The sequence below is a fragment of the Rhizobium sp. RCC_161_2 genome (assembly GCF_041355235.1).
GTDB lineage: Bacteria > Pseudomonadota > Alphaproteobacteria > Rhizobiales > Rhizobiaceae > Rhizobium.
The window spans coordinates 141943-159356 of record NZ_JBFUPL010000007.1 but is presented as its reverse complement, the minus strand read 5'-3'; the positions used below and the strand labels follow the sequence as shown (position 1 = coordinate 159356).

The following is a 17414-nucleotide window of genomic DNA, read 5'->3' as shown; positions in this document are numbered from 1 at the left end:
TAATTATACTTCCCGCACGACTTTGTTACGATGGTAAGCGCGTTCCAATCTATCAAGTACCAGTAGAGTCGGCTCTGCCATAGCCGTCGCTTCATCAAGGTTAAGAACGAACTCATTGTTGGCAGCGGCATAATCTCCAGAGGCGACGCGGCGCAAGCGTTGCTCGAGACCTGGGCTGTATCGCAGAAGGCGCTTGGCAATGCGAAATAGCTGCGGCCTACGGATTATCCAGCGCAGAGTTTGGCTAACAACGCCTGCCGTGACCCGCCTTGGTCTCGTACCCGGCTTAAATTTGATCCACGACACTATACCGATGCTTAGCCATGCCGCCCTTGCGTTTGCTTCGCGAAGCGGCTTAGTCAGCTTCCATGACAAGCTCTCATAAGTAAAACGCAATTCCGTCCTGAGTTGCTCCTCACGGATGCGTGCCTCTGAAACCTCCGTTTCCAGGTGCTGCTGGCGCACCCTTAGTAAGCCCATCTCCTGAACAAGCGCCTCCAGGTCTCGTGCGTGAATCGCGTTGGATTCCAGCAGAACGTCTTTTTCACGGGATTGCTCGGCGGTAACACCTCGCAACCATTTGAGTTCCTGATCATTTATTGTGAGTTTTGTCTTGAGTTCGCTCACGTATGGGGTGGTGTCAGCAAGCAAAAATGAATCAAAAACATTTGGCCCAGGCCCAAAATGCTGCAACAACTCCGGATGGTCATTACTTACATAGTAGCGACTGAGACCATCAAAATAAGCAAATTTGTAACCCTTACTAAGAAGCGTTTGCTCCCAGTCCTCAAAACTCGGCTCCTGTGAATTGGGGCGGGTGCTTTCTACGACAACAATCCACGGACGCACGGCAGAGGGAGACCAGCTGTCTATGACAGAGGCTTCCATTCCTTCCACGTCAATTTTAAGCCAGTGGACGTCCTTTTGCTCAGCCTCATCCAACAATTGCGATAAAGGAGCCAAAGACACCGTGGTTTCAATTATGCTACGGCCATTGGACAGATGTAGCATCGCAATGTCACGATCACTGGTGCTCAACCCGCTTTCCGGAATTTCAAAGAACGATATTGTTCCCTGGCCGTGGCCGATCGCTGACTGCACCACGCGTTCGTCCGGTCGTGCCAAACGAACTTTCTCAGCGTAATGTGATGTGGCTTCTGCGTGAAGCCCGCGCCATCCATTCTCGTAAAAACCTAAGCTAACGGAATCAACAACCGGGTCCTGTGCGCCGATATCGATGTAAAAACCGTTCTTAATGTGCTTCAGAGCTCGCCACAGAATGACGTCTTCAAAATTTTGTGCGTAGGAGGTAAACATCGCTAGTCTTGCCTCAGAATGTTAAAGGTCGCATCCAACCAAGAGCTACCGAGAAAAAAATGCTGGTTGGTGTTAACGACATCGAAGACAAGCGCATTATCTTGCCACTCGTAGTTCCTTTCAAGGTGAGTGTCTGAGCTGACCAGCGCTGGAGAGAACGAATAGGATCCAGGGCCTAGGCCGCAGGTAAAGGGCAATTCAAAAACAACATCTTCGCCAGCTTTCACGTCACTAATCACCTGTTTTGTATGCCAGGTGTTAGTACCCCAAACTACATGCCCAGTACGATCACGCAGCATGTACCCCAGAACCAATTGCGGAACATCTGAATAAGCTTTGGCTCTGAGTCTCAGAAGCAACTCTTGGTTGACCAGCGCAGTGCTTAGTTGTTTCCCCGTATGTCTATCAAGGAGTTCCAAGGTGTCGACGCGAATTTCAAAACTGCCGGAACGGGTATGCAACCATCCATTATCCTTGCGTCGTTGTTCAATCGACACTTTTTGGTTTTCACGCTCAGCGACCATCGCGTTATAATAGTCAACAACCTCATCTGGCGGGCCGTCCTTCATGACTGCACCCTTATCCAGGAGAATAACGCGTTCGCAAAGCGCCTTGACGTCCCCAAGACTATGCGTCACGAGCAGGATGGCCGTGCCTTCTTCCTTGAATTGCCTGATGCGGTCAAAGCTCTTATGCTGAAAATAGCTGTCTCCGACCGAGAGTACTTCATCGACAATCAGAATGTCCGGCCGCTTGGCGGTCGCAAGTGCAAAGGCCAATCGCGCCTGCATTCCGCTCGAATAGACGCGCACCGACTGGTCGAAGAATTCGCCGATCTCCGCGAAAGCTTCGATTGCCGGCATCAACTCGCTGAGTTCCTGCTGTGAAAAACCCATCAGACCGCCCGCTTGGTAGACGTTCTGGCGGCCAGTGAATTCTGGGTTGAAGCCAAGCCCCAATTCCAGGATCGCGCTGATCCGACCCGACACATGAACGCTGCCGCTGGTCGGCCGGACGGTTCCGGTGACGATCTTCAACAGAGTGCTCTTGCCGGCACCATTTTGACCGATCAGTGCAACCGCTTCACCTGGACCGACCTGAAACGAAATATCGCGGCTGGCCGAGAATTCCGACGCCGGAGAGAACGAAGCGCCGAACCAGTTTGCAAACCTTTGAAGATTGCTCCTGTAGGTCGGATACCGTTTGCTGACGTTGTCAATCGTGAGTACTGAAGTCATCAAAGCGCATCCACGAGATCGGCGCTGGCGCGGCGAAACACAAAAAAGGAGAGGGCAACCATCAGCGCGCCCAGCACGATGGCGGGCCACATGCCGCTCCAGGAGGGGCCCTGGTCGAGGAGCAAAGCATTCTGATAAAGCGTGACCAGCGGCATTACCGGATTGAAACGCAGAATCTGCTGAAACCTCTCGGGCACCGCGGAGGTCACATATACAATCGGGGTGAACCAGAACCACAGCTGTATTGCCACAGTCATAAACTGGGCGACGTCACGGGCAAAGACGTTCAGTACTCCGAGAAACACGCCAATCCCGAATGCAAGCGCTGAAATCATCAGCATGCCGGGTATCAGATAGAACCAGGCAAAGCCTGGATAATGGCCGAAGAAAAGAAAAATCACAGCGATCGCACCCAGAAGAAGAAGGTGATTGATGATCGCACTGCCCCAGACGATGATGGGCAGGCAAAGCCGGGGAAACGAGATCTTCTTCAACGCCGGCGCTTGCTCGATAAAAACATTCATGCTGCGCGTCAATATTTCGGTGAACAGGCCCCATGCGGCCATGCCGGACAGAAGATAGATCGGATAGGCTGCCGGGCTGGTCATGTTCGGCATCTTTGCCCGCATGACCTCGGACAGGACGATCGAAAATATCAATGCCTGCGCCAGCGGATGAAGGATGAACCATAGCGCGCCCAACCGCGACCGGGCAAATCGTCCGCGCAGCTCCCCCTTGATCGAGGCGAGAATGAAATGTCTGTATCTCCAAACGCTACTCAGCAAATGTTATCTCTCCGATATTTCCGGCATAAGATCGAACATGGGACCGATAACATTATCGACCCGCCATCCGGATCTTCCAATCTTCAAGCACATCGCCAAGTGTGCGGCTCAATTCTATCTCCGGCTTCCAGCCGAAGGCTTTCAACGCCGCGCCGTTATCCCCCGCAGCCACCGCGATTTCGGGGCCACGCAGCCGCTGCGGATCAATCTCGACTTCCACCTTCAATCCGGAAAGCTGGATAAGCATGTCGAGGATCGACTGGATTTGCACCGAGCGGCCCGAAGACAGGTTGAAGACACCGCCAAGGCGACCCGACGCGTCTTCGATCAGCGCGGCATCGGCATAGGCACGCACGACGTCCCGCACATCAAGAAAATCACGAAAGGCCGATAGATTTCCGACACTGATGCGAGGCGGTTTGGCACCAGCTGAAATCTCGGCGAGTTGCCTGGCGAAAGCAGATACGACATAGGCATCCGTCTGGCCAGGTCCGGTGTGATTGAACGGACGAAATCGGATGGATTTCAGTCCGTCATAAGCAAGCTGCCCGACAAGAACGTCCGCAGCCGCTTTCGTTGCGCCATAGACGTTCATCGGTTTCAGCGCGGCACTCTCTTTTACCGGCGCTTTTGCCACATCGATAAACGACGCACCATATGCTTCGGAACTGCCCGCGAAGATAAAGCGCGATTCCGGCGCAAACTCCATGGTGGCGTAAGCCAGGTTCATGGTGCCCTGGAAATTCACATCCCATGCTCGCTGCGGCATCCTGCGGGCATCCGCAGGGGCCGCAATCGCTGCAAGATGAATGATCGCCGTCGGCCGACAACCACGGATCAGGGTCTCTACTTGACCCCGATCCGCAATATCTGTCTTCCAGTCCGATGCGTCTCCCTGTCCGGCGGTCAAGACGATCAGGTCAGAGCCCAGTTCCAGCCGCCGCTCGTCCAATGCGCGCTGCAACCACGACCCGACAAAGCCGCTGGCGCCAGTAATGAGAATACGATGCTCTCTCGGCATGGACGTGTCTCGTCATTCGGTCGGAGGACTTACTTGCTCAATCGCTTAAGATCGGCCTCGACCATTTCGACAATCATCTCTTCGAGGCTGATTTTAGGTTCCCATCCAAATTTTTTCCGGGCCTTCTCCGGATTGCCGAGCAATACGTCCACTTCCGCCGGACGGAAGAGTTCAGGGTCGATCACCAGATGTTCTTCCATCTTCAAACCGGCATGCTTGAAAGCGATGGCGCACATGTCGCGGACAGTGGTCGTGCGGCCGGTTGCGATTACATAATCGTCGGCGACGTCCTGCTGCAACATCAGCCACATGGCCCGAACATAGTCTTTCGAATGCCCCCAATCGCGCTTGGCATCGATATTTCCGAGCCGAAGCTCCTTTGCCAGACCGAGCTTGATGCGTGCGACCGCGTCTGTCACCTTGCGGGTGACGAATTCAATGCCGCGAAGCGGCGATTCATGGTTAAAGAGAATGCCGCTGGAGGCATGCAGGCCGAAGCTTTCGCGATAGTTTACGGTGATCCAGTGACCGTAGAGCTTGGCAACCGCGTAGGGTGAGCGCGGATAAAACGGCGTAACCTCGGACTGCATCGGCTCCTGAATGAGCCCATACATTTCAGAGGAGGAAGCCTGATAGAAACGGGCTTCCGGCCTTTCTATGCGAACCGCCTCCAAGATATTCGCGACGCCAAGGCCCGTCACCTGGCCAGTGAGAAGAGGTTGCTGCCAGGATGACTTGACAAAGGATTGCGCTCCGAGATTGTAGACTTCGTCCGGCTTCACGTCCTTGATCGTTCTGATAAGGCCGGAAAGATCCAAGAGATCGCCATCGACAATTCGAACGTCACCTTCGATACCCAGCCATTGCAGGCGGGTGAGGTTGACATCCGCGGTGCTGGAACGACGCGCAAGCCCATGAACCTCGTAGCCATTCTTCAGCAACAGTTCTGCAAGATAGGCGCCATCCTGACCCGTAATGCCCGTTACCAACGCTTTCTTCGCCAAGTTTCGTCTCCATGTTTACCGCATTCATATTGCGCGGCTGCACCAAGCACACGGAGCGCCGCGAGCGCGCCAGACTTGGCCATCAATTTTCTAGCGCCATTTAGCCCGTATAAAGCCCAATGACAACGATCAAGAGCAATTTCGTTCTGCGTCAGCACCTCAGCAGCACAAAATCACTCATATGAAATCGATGCAACAACCTCAAATTGTATTGATAAGCACTTTTATAATGTGCTGTATAAATTGAAGATTCTCGAGTTGTAGCACCGACCTCCAGAATTGCCGACCGATGAGGTCTGCAATACCCATTCGAGTATCGAGATGGCTATATCGTGGCGGCGCGAACGAATACCTCAACGATTGGACGCAATAGCGCCCGTCAATTCACAATAAAGACGATGATATGCCGAGCACATCTTGTCGGCCGTAAAACATGCAACATAACGATTGCGAGCCGCAACACCCATTACGGCGGCTTTTGCCTCATCTTCGCAAATACGCGTCATTGCGTTCGACAAAGCGTCAACATCGTTCGGCGGCACCACAAATCCCGTCTGTTTATCGAGATTGACAAAACTCGTCCCCGTACCGATTTCACACGAAATCATCGGCTTGCCAAACATTGCCGCTTCGACGAGAGAAAGCCCGAAGGCCTCGGAGCGAAGATGCGACGGAAATACGAATGCCGTGCAAAGCTCGAGCAGGGCAACCTTGTCGCTATCCGGCAAGGATCCGAGAAAATGGATCTTGTGGGAATTTTGCTCTGCGGCCCGCTTCAATTCCGTCTCCATCGGCCCATTGCCGACGATCACGACATCAAGGCCATTACGCTTTGCGGCCTCCAGCAGGATGTGGACCCCCTTATAGTATCTAAGGACACCGACGAATAAGAGGAAGCGATCGGGAAGCCTGCCGCGCCAACGGGCGAGCACCGCGTCATTCGCCTTCGGATAATCAGCCTCATCCAGACCCAACGGGATAACCGTTGTCTTGGATTTGAACCTTTCCAGCACATCGCTCGACATAAGGTAATTGGGAGACGTAGCGACAATGCGATCGACACTTTTCAGAAAGCGAAACATCAACGGCTTGTAGAATTGCAGCAGCACCTTCTGCTTCACGATGTCGGAATGATAGGTCACCACAGTCGGCTTGCCGGGAGGAACCGTAAGATGGACGAGATCCATCACCGGCCACGGAAAGTGATAGTGGACGACGTCGGCCTTCTGGCTCAATTCCCGAAAACGTCCAAACGCCTCGTGCGAAAAACCGGTGGATGCGAATTCGAAATCGAGCTTGGCCTTATGCGCCATATGACCATCGAATTCGACGCTGTTTTCCAGCGGCGTTTTGCTGAGCGACAGAACATCGGACTCCACGCCATACTTGGCAGTGCCCTTGGCAATCGCATGGATCGTCCGCTCGACACCGCCGAATGTGTCAGGCCAATATGTTTTGAAAAAATGTAGAACGCGCATGCCATCCCTGTATCGAAAACCAGTTGCCACGTCACCTAGAGCATCGTTGAGCGCGGGAAAACACCCGAAGCCCCATAACTTCCAACACAATGATCTGCATGTTTCATGGCCGCAGCATCGAAATCGACTGCGCGTCGCCGACCAAAAAGCCTTGCTCTACCGCCGCTGCTGAATTAATCCCGCGCATAATTTTCGATCGTGCAGTAGCCGATCGACTTTTTGCAAAGGAAATTTCATTGAAATCTGGAAGCCTTTATAAGGTAGGGGACAACGACCAGCGCCCTTGGGGCACATGGCATGTGCTCGATATTGGTGATCGCCACGTCGTCAAACGTATTGTTGTGAATCCCGGCGAGCGCCTATCACTGCAATATCACAACCATCGTTCGGAGCGTTGGACCGCCGTTTCGGGGCATGGAATTGCCGAGATCGACGGAACGGAACACCCTCTGCGGCTCGGGCATACAGTCGATATTCCGCTGAAAGCGACGCACCGGGCTTCCTGCACCGGCGAGAAGCCGCTGGTTTTCATCGAGATTCAATATGGCGAACTGCTTGATGAGAATGATATCATCCGGCTCAGCGACGACTATAACCGGACCTGACATTAAAATCCGACGAGGCAAAACTGGTCGATGGCGTCTTGGCAGCCCAGTTCGCCATCTCCAGTTTCGACTCAGAATTGTTGGCGACGCGCAGTATTGTGGTGTGCTGCGGGCACGCAATCAATCGAATACCTCGGCCTCCGCCAGCAACGGTTGCTGCTGATCCTTGGCGGAGAGCGTGAGCGCCTCGGCGGCTTTCCAATCAATGGCGATCGTCGGATCGTCCCAGCGAATTCCACGGTCGCTCGCCGGGGCGTAATAATTGGTGGTCTTGTAGAGGAATTCGACACGGTCACTCAACGTCAGGAATCCATGGGCAAAGCCCTCCGGGATCCAAAGCTGGCGCTTGTTTTCCTCCGACAGGAAAACACCGACCCACTGGCCGAATGTCGGCGACGACCGTCTGATGTCGACGGCGACATCATAGACTTCTCCGGCGACGACCCGGACGAGCTTGGCCTGCGCATACGGCGGCAGCTGATAATGCAGGCCGCGCAGAACGCCCTTGCCCGAACGGCTGTGGTTGTCCTGCACGAAGGTCACACTTCGTCCTATCGCCGCTTCGAATTTGGCCTGGTTGAAGCTCTCAAGGAAAAACCCGCGATCATCGGCAAACACCGTGGGTTCGATGATCTTTACGTCCGGTATGGCGGTATCGATGGCTTTCATATGTCTTTCCCGCATGACGCGGCCCGCATACGACAGGCCGGCTAAACGCAACTCGACGGGGTGCGCCGTTAAAATATCTGTTCGTGCAGAATACCCAGAAGATACTGGCCATAGCCATTCTTCTTTAATGGCTCGGCCAGCGCCTCCACTTGCGAAGCATCGATCCAATGGCTCCGGTAGGCAATTTCCTCGGGGCAGGCGACTTTCAGCCCCTGCCGGCTCTCGATGGTCGCGATGTAATGGCTCGCCTCCAGCATCGATTCATGCGTGCCGGTGTCGAGCCAGGCGTAGCCGCGGCCCATCGTCTGCACGTCCAACCGCTCGGCTCTCAGATAATACGCGTTGACATCGGTAATCTCCAATTCGCCCCTGGGCGAGGGACGAATCGATTTGGCGACATCAACGACATCAGCATCATAGAAATAGAGCCCGGTAACGGCGTAATTGCTCTTGGGGACCTTCGGTTTTTCTTCAAGGCTGATCGCACGACCTTGCGCATCGAATTCGACAACGCCGTAGCGATGCGGATCATGCACGTGATAGGCAAAGACCGTAGCGCCGCTTTCCTTGTCGCTCGCCTGATGGAGGAGTTTGGCGAAATCATGCCCGTAGAAGATATTGTCCCCCAGCACCAGGGCCGACGGGGCGCCATCCAGGAACTCCTCGCCGATGAGAAATGCCTGTGCAAGCCCGTCTGGGCTCGGCTGCACCGCATAGTCGATCTTCATGCCCCACTGGCTTCCGTCCTGCAGTAGCTGCTCGAAGCGAGGTGTATCCTGTGGCGTCGAAATAACAAGGACTTCGCGGATGCCGGCCAACATCAAAGTCGTCAGCGGATAGTAGATCATCGGCTTGTCGTAGATTGGCAGAAGCTGCTTGCTGACGGCGAGCGTCGCAGGATAGAGGCGCGTGCCGGATCCGCCAGCGAGTATGATGCCCTTACGTGCTTTGGTCATTATCTACCGTCTCATCTTGTTTTCGTTTTACGGTCGGTTAACCCGTCAGTTGCAACCGGTAACCTAGACAGATCTTATGCATTTCAATTTGCGGCAGGCGAAAGTCTTTCTATGACGTCATTCACGCCCTCCTGCCATCCGGGAAGACGCAGATCGAAACGATCCATCAACTTGGCGCAGTTCAGCCTCGAATTCTGCGGACGCTTTGCTGGCGTCGGATATTCGGCTGTCGAGATCGGCTTCACGGCATCGAGCGCAAGCGCAAGATTGAAATTCTTCGCCAATGCCTCGCGGACGATCTGCACCGCGTAGCCATGCCAGGACGTATTGCCCTGCGCGCTCAGGTGATAGGTACCCGATACATCCGGCGCCTCCGAACGGCTGACAAACTCGACGACCCCACGTGTAACGTCCGCAATCAGCGCCGCCGACGTCGGTGCGCCGATCTGGTCAGCCACGATGTTCAGGGAACTGCGCTCCTGCGCAAGGCGCAGGATGGTCTTGAGGAAATTGTTGCCGTGATGGCCATAGACCCAGCTTGTCCGCAGGATGGCGTGACGCGCACCGGAGGAACGAACCGCCTCCTCGCCCAGCCACTTGCTTTCGCCATAGACCGACTGCGGGTTGACCGGATCGGTTTCGACATAGGCATCGGCCTTTGTACCGTCGAAGACATAGTCGGTCGAATAGTGCACGAGATAGGCGCCATTCTCGGCAGCCCAGCGCGCCAGCACGCCCGGTGCCACCGCATTCACCGCCATCGCCTGCTCTCTTTCGCTCTCGGCGCGATCGACGGCGGTGTAGGCTGCGGGATTGACGATGATGCTTGGCTTATGCTCCTCAAGAGCCGAGAGAATGCTTGCCTCGCTCGCCAGATCCATCTCGGCGCGCGTGACTGCCGTTACTTTTCCCAATGGTGCGAGAGAGCGCTGCAATTCGAAGCCGACTTGCCCGTTGGCGCCGGTGACCAGGATCGAGCTCACGGCCGCACCTCATATTGCTTGCCCACCCATTCACGATAGGCGCCGCTGGTGACATTCTTTACCCAATCCTCATTGGCGAGATACCATTCGATCGTCTTGCGAATGCCGGTCTCGAAGGTTTCCTCCGGCTTCCAGCCCAATTCGCGCTCGAGCTTGCGCGCATCGATCGCATAGCGGCGATCGTGGCCGGGTCTGTCCTTCACGAAGGCGATCTGGTCGCTGTAACGGCCGCCGCCAGCCTTCGGCCGGAGCTCGTCGAGGATCGTGCAGATCGTATGCACCACATCCAGATTGGGTTTCTCGTTCCAGCCGCCGACATTATAGGTCTCGCCGACCTCGCCCGCTTGAAGCACGCGGCGAATGGCGCTGCAGTGATCCTTGACATAGAGCCAGTCGCGGATCTGCTGGCCATCGCCATAGATGGGAAGGCTCTTGCCCGACAGCGCGTTTAGGATCACCAGAGGGATCAGCTTCTCGGGGAAATGATAAGGGCCATAATTGTTGCTGCAGTTCGTTGTCAGAACCGGCAGGCCATAGGTGTGATGCCAGGCGCGCACCAGATGGTCGGACGCCGCCTTGCTTGCGGAATAGGGGCTGTTCGGCTCATATCGGTTGAGCTCGTTGAACGGCGCGTCTTCCTTGGATAGCGTGCCATAGACCTCGTCGGTCGAGACATGCAGGAAGCGGAACGCCTGTTTCTCGTTACCCGGCAGGCCGTCCCAGTAGCTACGAACCGATTCCAGCAGGTTGAACGTGCCGACGACATTCGTCTGAATGAAATCGCCGGGCCCATGAATGGAGCGATCGACATGGCTTTCGGCGGCGAAATTGATAACGGCGCGAGGCTTGTGCGTGGCCAGCAGATTGCTGAGGAGATTGCGATCGCCGATATCGCCATGAACGAAAACATGACGATTATTGCCGTTCAGGCTCTTCAGCGTATCCAGATTGCCGGCATAGGTCAGCTTATCGAGATTGATCACAGCCTCATCGAAGTGTTTCAACCAGTCGAGAACGAAATTCCCACCGATGAAGCCGGCGCCCCCGGAAACCAATATCGTCATTTCGCTTCTATTCCCACCTAGACTTGTCTTAATATAATCACGGCTATCCAACCGATCTTGCCAAGAAACGTTTGGCGAAGGCCAAACTTCTACAACGTCCACAAACACTTTGAAAAGCTTTCTCTGCTAAATTACCTCAATTGCTTTAGCTCCCTGCGCTTTTGGTTCTTAAGAAGACGCCAGGCCCGCTTCAGCGCATAGGGATGTTGTGTCGTCCAGTCCAGGAACTACGCTTATCACGAGCACGAAGTCGCGGCTCCAGCGCTGTTCGGCGCCAGAACCCGCAAGATCATTCCATTTTCCGTGATTGAAATAAACACAATACAAGCGTGGACGACCGCACCCCGAAACGCCGAATCCATCGATGAAAGACCGATATCAAAGCTTCGCATCCGAGCCACTTTTGAGACAAACGGAGCGCATGGACGAATCGCATCCACAACAGCAAATTCTGTTTTAATTGGAAATTAAGATTGGCTGGGGAACCTGGACTCGAACCAAGATTAACGGAGTCAGAGTCCGTCGTTCTACCATTGAACTATTCCCCAACGGCCGCTAGGCGATAAAACCCTTCGCGGTGAAGGCTGCGCCTCTATAATGGAATTCGTCGCGGATGCAAATAGTTTAAAGCAGGCAAATGCGATTTTTTGGCAAAGCGCCGTCGATGCCCAAGATGATAGCCCCGCTGCAAGCTTGGCGGCTGGTCATTTCACCAGCGCAATAGGCGTTTGCCGAGGATATATCCGACGGCTGTGACGATGGTGATGGCGATCGGATACCACAGCAGCACGAAGAGCGGGCTATCGTCCGTGCAGTTGGACGCGTAGAAAGTTGCAGCGATGCCGCTAGCGGCGAGCCCGGCGACCGCGCCGGCGACGCCCGGCTTTTCTGGGGCGCCCTGGCGCAGCGCGAAGAGGAAGCAGGCGAGTGGACCGATCGACAGCAGCGGAATGATCGTCAGGCAAAAGCGCGCATTGTGGCCCATCATCCGCGCTCCCCAGCTATCGGCCGGCATGGCCATCATTTCAACGAATGCGGCGACCGACAGCAGCAGCGGCGCGGCAAGAAGCGTCCAGCCCCAAGGGCGCAGTGACACGCCGGGGCGGCCGATGCGGAAGACGACGGTGCTTGCGGTGACGGCAAGCGCGATCGTCACTACGAATTTGAACAGGAAGCGGACCGTTTCGACCGCGCTGCCGATATCGGAGCGAAAACCAAAGGCTGCGAAGAACATCACGCCGCTGATCAGGATGCCCCCGATGGCCGCAAGCGTCAGCGCCGGCCCGATCCGCGTGCGGACCGGCGCGTCCTGCGTCAGAAGATGGATGAGGTCATCGGTTTTCACTGTTTTCACTCCGATACAAGGCGGCAAGCGCCTTCAATGCGCGATGCAGCGCCACGCGCACCGCACCTTCAGTCATCTTCAGCCGGTCGGCGGTTTCGCGCACGCTGGTTCCCTCGACGGAAATCGAACGCACGATGGTCCGCTGCGGATCCCGCAATTGCGCCAGCATACGGTCGACATCGAGCCTATCCAAGGTATCCGTCTGCTCCTCGGCCTCCAGGATATCGATGACATCGTCGATCGGCACGTTCACATGCCGCCCGCGCCGTCTGAGGCTATCGATCAGCTTGTTGCGCACGATCGTCGATATCCACGGGCCGATGGGGCGCGACGTATCCCATGTTCCGCGCTTCAGGTGAATGGCCAGCAACACTTCCTGGACCACATCCTCGGCCTCGCTTGCCGGCGCGCCGAACTGATCGCAGCGCCGCCGCGCCATGGCGCGCAGATAGGGCGCAACAGCGGACAGGAAGCGATGGTAAGCCTGCGCATCGCCATCGATGGCGGCTCGCATCCAGACTGCCCACTCCTCTTCGCGCGCCGAATGTTTCACCCGACATTCCCCTCTACGCGCGGCCGCACGCTTTTGTTACCGGCAACGACCATGCTTTTTTCAAGATCCTCCCGGATCGGATTTGAACCGAAGCGCCTGCGCCAAAGATTGGACATTATTCGACAATTTGCCAGTGCCTGGCGAGAAAAGAACGCGACCGCGCGATCGAGCACACATTATCGTCCCTGATCGCGGACGCAGCTCCTGTGAAGTCGAACGGCTTTTCTCATGCCCGATATACACGGATTGAATTGAATATTAGACTGTCCGCGCTGGGGCTCGGGCGGCAATAGAAAAAAATTCGCAGCATCTGTAATATTCGCCGTGGCGGCTCCGTAGACGTCAGTGCAAGCCAATCACGGCTGGCACCCATCACGGAGACAGACCTATGAAAAACAGCATCCTCACCCTGGCCATTGCCGGTTCGCTGGCCTCAGTGCTCGCATCCGTTGTCGCTGCCCCCGCTTCCGCCGCCGACAGCGCGTCGAAGGAAAAGTGCTACGGCGTTGCCCTGAAGGGCCAGAATGATTGCGCCGCCGGCAAGCATGACTGCGCCGGCAAGTCGACCATGAGCTACGACAAGATGTCCTTCAAGCTCGTCCCGACCGGCACCTGCACCACCATGAAGACCCCTAAGGGTCATGGTACGCTGACCCCGGCCTGATTAGTTCGTCGGCTTATTATCCGAACCACACGATATCTGGAGTTTGTCATGACCAAAGTTCCCGCCCTCGCCTTCGCTGCCTCGGTCGCCACGGCATTGACGCTGATCGCCGGCGTCCCCACCGCCTCCGCCGCCGATGCCAAGGAGAAATGCTACGGCATCGCTCTCAAGGGCCAGAACGATTGCGCCGCCGGCCCCGGCACCACCTGTGCCGGAACATCGAAGACCGACTACCAGAAAAATTCCTGGAAACTGGTTCCGGCCGGCACTTGCGAAACGATCAAGACGCCGAACGGCCATGGCACCTTGGCCCAGGGGCCGGCGCCGGTCTGATCGAAGCGAGCAACGACAGGCGGCGCAATCTCGGTCGCGCCGCCGTCTCCCAAAATCAACGAGGCCCGTCATGAAACCCTCAGAGCTTCCCCGCCGTGCCGGCGTCGGCTTCAAGCCGGAGCATTTTTCCGCCATCAATGCTGCTCCGCAGCCGGTCGGCTTTTTTGAGGTGCATGCCGAAAACTATATGGGCGCCGGCGGACCGCCGCATGCCCAGCTCGGAAAGCTGCGCCAGGATTATGCACTGTCGATCCATGGCGTCGGCCTGTCGATCGGCTCGATGCAGCCGCTCGACACAGATCATCTCGCTCGCCTGAAAATCGTCTGCGACCGCTACGAGCCGGAGAGCTTTTCCGAACATCTCGCCTGGTCGACCCACGACACCACCTTTCTCAACGATCTGCTGCCCCTGCCCTATACGGACACGACACTTGCCCAGGTCTGCACCCATATCGACCAAGTGCAGAGGCTGCTTGGCCGGCAGATGTTGCTCGAAAACCCGGCTACCTATCTGCTGTTTGAGGAAAGCACCCTCGAAGAGACCGATTTTCTGGCCGAGATCGTCCGGCGCACCGGATGTGGCCTGCTGCTCGACGTCAACAACGTCTTCGTCGCCTCGACCAATCACCACATGGACCCACGCGATTATCTCGCCCGCTTTCCCGTGCAATGGGTGCGCGAAATCCATCTGAGCGGCCATTCCGAAACCGTCGATGACGCCGGCGCGCCGCTATTGATCGACAGCCACGATACCCCCGTCAAGGATCCGGTCTGGACGCTCTATGAAGAGCTGATCGCCCGCACCGGGCCGATCGCCAGCCTGGTCGAGTGGGACAATGACGTCCCGCAATGGCCGGTTCTCAGGGTCGAGGCGGAAGCCGCCAGCGCCATCCTGCGCCGCGCCGCCGACCGCCGGGCAGCGTGAGGAGCGACCATGTCCATCACCACCCAGGCCAAATTCGCCGCCGCACTGGTCGATCCCGAACGCGCTGTGCCCAAAGGGCTGACGGCATGGAATGGCCCTCGGCCGGAACGGCGCTTTGGCGTCTACCGCAACAATGTCACCGTCGGGCTGGTCGGCGCGCTCGCCTCGCGTTTTCCGGTGGCCGAAAAGATCGTCGGCAACGACTTCTTCGCCGTCATGGCGCATGAATTCATCCGGCTGCATCCACCGCGATCGCCGTTACTGCTGGCCTATGGCGACGATTTTGCCGATTTCGTCGAAACCTTCGAGCCGGCGCGCGATATCGACTATCTGCCCGATGTCATCCGCCTGGAGGCGGCACGCGGCAAGGCCTACCACGCCGCCGACGCCGCACCGCTCGACCCCGCCTTGCTGGCGACGATCGAACCCGAACGGCTCGCAAGTCTGGCTTTCGCACTGCATCCCTCCGCCTCGATCCTGCGCTCGCCCTTTCCGGCGGTCACCATCTGGGCAATGAACGCCGGCGAAATGGAGCTTCGACCGATCGATGACTGGAGTGGCGAGGATGCCCTCGTCGTCCGGCCGGAGATGACGGTCCAAGTACATCGCCTGCCGGCAGGCGGCGTCACCTTTCTCGAAGCGCTGGCCGCCGGCGCCGATCTTACTACCGCCGTCGAGGCAGCCATCACCGCAGCGCCGGACTTCGATCTTTCAGCCAATCTCGCCGGGGCGCTTGCCGCCGGCACATTCACAATCATGCGTTAGACGCCGCTCAGGAGAACCGCCATGCAGGACCAGATGATGACGGCCGTGACGGCCGAACGCGAAACCGTGCCACAAAGACTTTATGGCATTCTGCGATTGCTCGACCGCATTCCGCACGATCTGATCGCGCTGATCGCGCGCCTGTCGATCGCCGCTGTCTTCTGGCAATCGGGGCAGACCAAGGTCGACGGCTGGCATGTCACCGACAACGCCGTCTATCTCTTCCAGACGGAATACAGGCTGCCGCTCGTCGATCCCTGGATCGCCGCCCATATCGCCGCCTTCAGCGAGCATTTCTTTCCGGTGCTTTTGGTGATCGGCTTTGCCAGCCGGCTGTCGGCGCTGGCATTGCTCGGCATGACGCTGGTGATCGAGATCTTCGTCTATCCCGATGCTTGGCCGACGCACGGCACCTGGGCCACCTGCTTCCTGGTAATCATCGCCGGCGGGCCTGGCCGCATCGCCATCGACCATCTGATCGCCCGGCTTCTCCGCCGTGGCGTGTAGGCGCTGATGTGGGAACCGCTGGCATTGCCTGGGCAACGGTGTCCAGGCAATGCCGGTGGTCGTCTACTTGAGAACCGGCTCTCCATGGAACCGGCGTTGCGACGGCTTCGAGACGCCAAAGCCGACTTCCATCATCAATCGCGGCTTGGTCGTCGGCACCGTGCCCATGTGGAAGCCGAAGGGATCCTCGCCGAAGCCGAAGCCGGCCTTGCCGGTCAGCGTGACGGTGCTGTCCTTGCCATAGTAGCCGAGAACCTCATCCGCCGGATGGCCGACCATGAGCGTCAATTGATGCTTGACGGCACGCCGCCTGTGGCTGCCTTTGACGAAGACGTGTGGTCCGGTACCTTCATCCACATCGACCAGATTGAAGAAGAATTTCAGCATCCGCCAGTCGTCGAGGTCGAAATGAAACTTGTCGAGCGAAGCCATGCTTCGATCGGCCTCCGAGGCCTGCGTCGGAAAACTCCACCAGATGCGAGTGGTGATCACCTTGGCCTGGCCGCCGAGATAATGTTTGGCGACATCGGTGAGTAGCGGATCGCGCTGGACTGCCAGAACGGCGTCGCAATCGAGCGAGCGCTCGAAGAAATGCCCGCTGAGAAGGGGGCGGCCAAAGCGCGTTTCGGCTTCCTTGTGCTCAGGCGCGACAAATTCAAGCTTCCGGTTGAAATTGCCGAAGCAACCCGTGGTTCGCGCAAACTCGGCAATCTCCTGATGGATATTGTCCGGGAGGGTGAGGCCGGAGAAAATCCCGTCCGTCCGCAGCGCTTTGACGACCGCGTCGCATTCGACCCCGGTGAAGATGGAGGTGCCGGAAGCGGGGCGCGCCACCGGCCGCCTGGTCGCCGCCCAGTGCATGCGCCGGAACGGCAATGTCCGGGCGAGCAGGAACATGGGCAGCCAGGCCGGATTTTCCCTCAAATCCGTCAGGTAGGTCGGTATCCGGACAGCCATTCGCTTGAAACGACTACCCCGTCGGGCGATGGACTCCAGGTCATTTGCCGGAGGATTGTGCATAGGTATCCTTTCCGCACACGTGCGAACCCATGACAACAGGCCCAACACCCCTGTTGAATAGTCCGTTAAAGCATATTCATTCATTCAGTGCAGCAAGACGCATGTTGCATTGCGGCAAATAGAAGCCGGCAGACCATGGTCAAGGGGCTGAAAATGCACAATCGCGATTCATTCCGAAGAAT

General features: G+C 57.0%; 19 protein-coding genes and 1 tRNA gene. 6 read left to right on the top strand and 14 right to left on the bottom strand.

Annotated features, from left to right (window positions below; all coding sequences use genetic code 11):
- Positions 1-3: 3 nt before the first annotated feature.
- The 6 genes from AB6803_RS19190 to AB6803_RS19165 all read right to left on the bottom strand — a co-directional run bounded on the left by AB6803_RS19190 (position 4) and on the right by AB6803_RS19165 (position 6843).
- A complete protein-coding gene (locus AB6803_RS19190; protein WP_371110378.1) occupies positions 4-1317 on the bottom strand; it encodes an FkbM family methyltransferase in 1314 nt (437 codons plus the stop codon).
- 2 nt (positions 1318-1319) lie between these two features.
- Positions 1320-2555, bottom strand: a complete 1236-nt coding sequence (locus AB6803_RS19185) for an ABC transporter ATP-binding protein (protein WP_371110377.1) — start codon at positions 2553-2555, stop codon at positions 1320-1322.
- On the bottom strand, positions 2555-3340 hold the full coding sequence (locus AB6803_RS19180) for an ABC transporter permease (RefSeq protein WP_371110376.1): 786 nt from the start codon (positions 3338-3340) through the stop codon (positions 2555-2557). The genes AB6803_RS19185 and AB6803_RS19180 overlap by 1 nt, the downstream gene beginning before the upstream one ends.
- 52 nt (positions 3341-3392) lie before the next feature.
- On the bottom strand, positions 3393-4361 hold the full coding sequence (locus AB6803_RS19175) for a GDP-mannose 4,6-dehydratase (RefSeq protein WP_371110375.1): 969 nt from the start codon (positions 4359-4361) through the stop codon (positions 3393-3395).
- Between the two features lie 29 nt (positions 4362-4390).
- Positions 4391-5365: a GDP-mannose 4,6-dehydratase gene (gmd, locus tag AB6803_RS19170; RefSeq protein WP_371110374.1), complete on the bottom strand. Its 975-nt coding sequence runs from the start codon at positions 5363-5365 to the stop codon at positions 4391-4393.
- Positions 5366-5718: 353 nt separating this feature from the next.
- Positions 5719-6843, bottom strand: a complete 1125-nt coding sequence (locus AB6803_RS19165) for a glycosyltransferase family 4 protein (protein WP_371110373.1) — start codon at positions 6841-6843, stop codon at positions 5719-5721.
- Positions 6844-6941: 98 nt separating this feature from the next.
- Here AB6803_RS19165 and AB6803_RS19160 point away from each other — a divergent pair, with 98 nt between their 5' ends.
- A complete protein-coding gene (locus tag AB6803_RS19160; protein ID WP_371110372.1) occupies positions 6942-7448 on the top strand; it encodes a phosphomannose isomerase type II C-terminal cupin domain in 507 nt (168 codons plus the stop codon).
- 120 nt (positions 7449-7568) lie between these two features.
- Here the strand turns inward: AB6803_RS19160 and rfbC are convergent, their stop codons facing one another.
- The 7 genes from rfbC to AB6803_RS19125 all read right to left on the bottom strand — a co-directional run bounded on the left by rfbC (position 7569) and on the right by AB6803_RS19125 (position 13018).
- Positions 7569-8117: a dTDP-4-dehydrorhamnose 3,5-epimerase gene (rfbC, locus tag AB6803_RS19155; RefSeq protein WP_371110371.1), complete on the bottom strand. Its 549-nt coding sequence runs from the start codon at positions 8115-8117 to the stop codon at positions 7569-7571.
- A 68-nt stretch (positions 8118-8185) separates the two neighbouring features.
- Complete coding sequence (gene rfbA / locus AB6803_RS19150) at positions 8186-9073, bottom strand: glucose-1-phosphate thymidylyltransferase RfbA (protein ID WP_371110370.1); 888 nt, start codon at positions 9071-9073, stop codon at positions 8186-8188.
- Positions 9074-9156: 83 nt separating this feature from the next.
- A complete protein-coding gene (rfbD, locus tag AB6803_RS19145) occupies positions 9157-10056 on the bottom strand; it encodes a dTDP-4-dehydrorhamnose reductase (protein WP_371110369.1) in 900 nt (299 codons plus the stop codon).
- Positions 10053-11120, bottom strand: a complete 1068-nt coding sequence (rfbB, locus tag AB6803_RS19140; RefSeq protein ID WP_371110368.1) for a dTDP-glucose 4,6-dehydratase — start codon at positions 11118-11120, stop codon at positions 10053-10055. Before rfbB ends, rfbD begins: the two co-directional genes overlap by 4 nt.
- 474 nt (positions 11121-11594) lie before the next feature.
- Positions 11595-11668 (bottom strand) — tRNA-Gln (locus AB6803_RS19135).
- Between the two features lie 161 nt (positions 11669-11829).
- Positions 11830-12465, bottom strand: coding sequence for an NrsF family protein (locus AB6803_RS19130; protein WP_371110367.1), 636 nt, complete (start codon positions 12463-12465; stop codon positions 11830-11832).
- Positions 12452-13018: a sigma-70 family RNA polymerase sigma factor gene (locus AB6803_RS19125; RefSeq protein WP_371110366.1), complete on the bottom strand. Its 567-nt coding sequence runs from the start codon at positions 13016-13018 to the stop codon at positions 12452-12454. Before AB6803_RS19125 ends, AB6803_RS19130 begins: the two co-directional genes overlap by 14 nt.
- A gap of 388 nt (positions 13019-13406) precedes the next feature.
- Here AB6803_RS19125 and AB6803_RS19120 point away from each other — a divergent pair, with 388 nt between their 5' ends.
- The 5 genes from AB6803_RS19120 (at position 13407) to AB6803_RS19100 (ending at position 16212) form a co-directional block, all read left to right on the top strand.
- Positions 13407-13682 carry a DUF2282 domain-containing protein gene (locus tag AB6803_RS19120; RefSeq protein ID WP_174052830.1) on the top strand — a complete coding sequence of 92 codons (276 nt, stop codon included), beginning with the start codon at positions 13407-13409 and terminating at the stop codon, positions 13680-13682.
- A gap of 48 nt (positions 13683-13730) precedes the next feature.
- A complete protein-coding gene (locus AB6803_RS19115) occupies positions 13731-14015 on the top strand; it encodes a DUF2282 domain-containing protein (RefSeq protein WP_371110365.1) in 285 nt (94 codons plus the stop codon).
- 70 nt (positions 14016-14085) lie between these two features.
- Positions 14086-14940, top strand: a complete 855-nt coding sequence (locus AB6803_RS19110; RefSeq protein WP_371110364.1) for a DUF692 domain-containing protein — start codon at positions 14086-14088, stop codon at positions 14938-14940.
- Between the two features lie 9 nt (positions 14941-14949).
- A complete protein-coding gene (locus AB6803_RS19105; protein WP_371110363.1) occupies positions 14950-15705 on the top strand; it encodes a DUF2063 domain-containing protein in 756 nt (251 codons plus the stop codon).
- A gap of 21 nt (positions 15706-15726) precedes the next feature.
- On the top strand, positions 15727-16212 hold the full coding sequence (locus tag AB6803_RS19100) for a DoxX family protein (protein WP_371110362.1): 486 nt from the start codon (positions 15727-15729) through the stop codon (positions 16210-16212).
- Positions 16213-16275: 63 nt separating this feature from the next.
- Here the strand turns inward: AB6803_RS19100 and AB6803_RS19095 are convergent, their stop codons facing one another.
- Positions 16276-17232, bottom strand: a complete 957-nt coding sequence (locus tag AB6803_RS19095; protein WP_371110361.1) for a hypothetical protein — start codon at positions 17230-17232, stop codon at positions 16276-16278.
- Positions 17233-17414 lie beyond the last annotated feature (182 nt).

Bases quoted from the DNA above. Each gene is read 5' to 3' on its own strand.
- AB6803_RS19190 (WP_371110378.1), bottom strand. From the start codon at position 1,317: ATGTTTACCTCCTACGCACAAAATTTTGAAGACGTCATTCTGTGGCGA.
- AB6803_RS19185 (WP_371110377.1), bottom strand. From the start codon at position 2,555: ATGACTTCAGTACTCACGATTGACAACGTCAGCAAACGGTATCCGACC.
- AB6803_RS19175 (WP_371110375.1), bottom strand. From the start codon at position 4,361: ATGCCGAGAGAGCATCGTATTCTCATTACTGGCGCCAGCGGCTTTGTC.
- AB6803_RS19165 (WP_371110373.1), bottom strand. From the start codon at position 6,843: ATGCGCGTTCTACATTTTTTCAAAACATATTGGCCTGACACATTCGGC.
- AB6803_RS19160 (WP_371110372.1), top strand. From the start codon at position 6,942: ATGTTTCATGGCCGCAGCATCGAAATCGACTGCGCGTCGCCGACCAAA.
- rfbC (WP_371110371.1), bottom strand. From the start codon at position 8,117: ATGAAAGCCATCGATACCGCCATACCGGACGTAAAGATCATCGAACCC.
- rfbA (WP_371110370.1), bottom strand. From the start codon at position 9,073: ATGACCAAAGCACGTAAGGGCATCATACTCGCTGGCGGATCCGGCACG.
- rfbB (WP_371110368.1), bottom strand. From the start codon at position 11,120: ATGACGATATTGGTTTCCGGGGGCGCCGGCTTCATCGGTGGGAATTTC.
- AB6803_RS19120 (WP_174052830.1), top strand. From the start codon at position 13,407: ATGAAAAACAGCATCCTCACCCTGGCCATTGCCGGTTCGCTGGCCTCA.
- AB6803_RS19115 (WP_371110365.1), top strand. From the start codon at position 13,731: ATGACCAAAGTTCCCGCCCTCGCCTTCGCTGCCTCGGTCGCCACGGCA.
- AB6803_RS19110 (WP_371110364.1), top strand. From the start codon at position 14,086: ATGAAACCCTCAGAGCTTCCCCGCCGTGCCGGCGTCGGCTTCAAGCCG.
- AB6803_RS19105 (WP_371110363.1), top strand. From the start codon at position 14,950: ATGTCCATCACCACCCAGGCCAAATTCGCCGCCGCACTGGTCGATCCC.
- AB6803_RS19100 (WP_371110362.1), top strand. From the start codon at position 15,727: ATGCAGGACCAGATGATGACGGCCGTGACGGCCGAACGCGAAACCGTG.
- AB6803_RS19095 (WP_371110361.1), bottom strand. From the start codon at position 17,232: ATGCACAATCCTCCGGCAAATGACCTGGAGTCCATCGCCCGACGGGGT.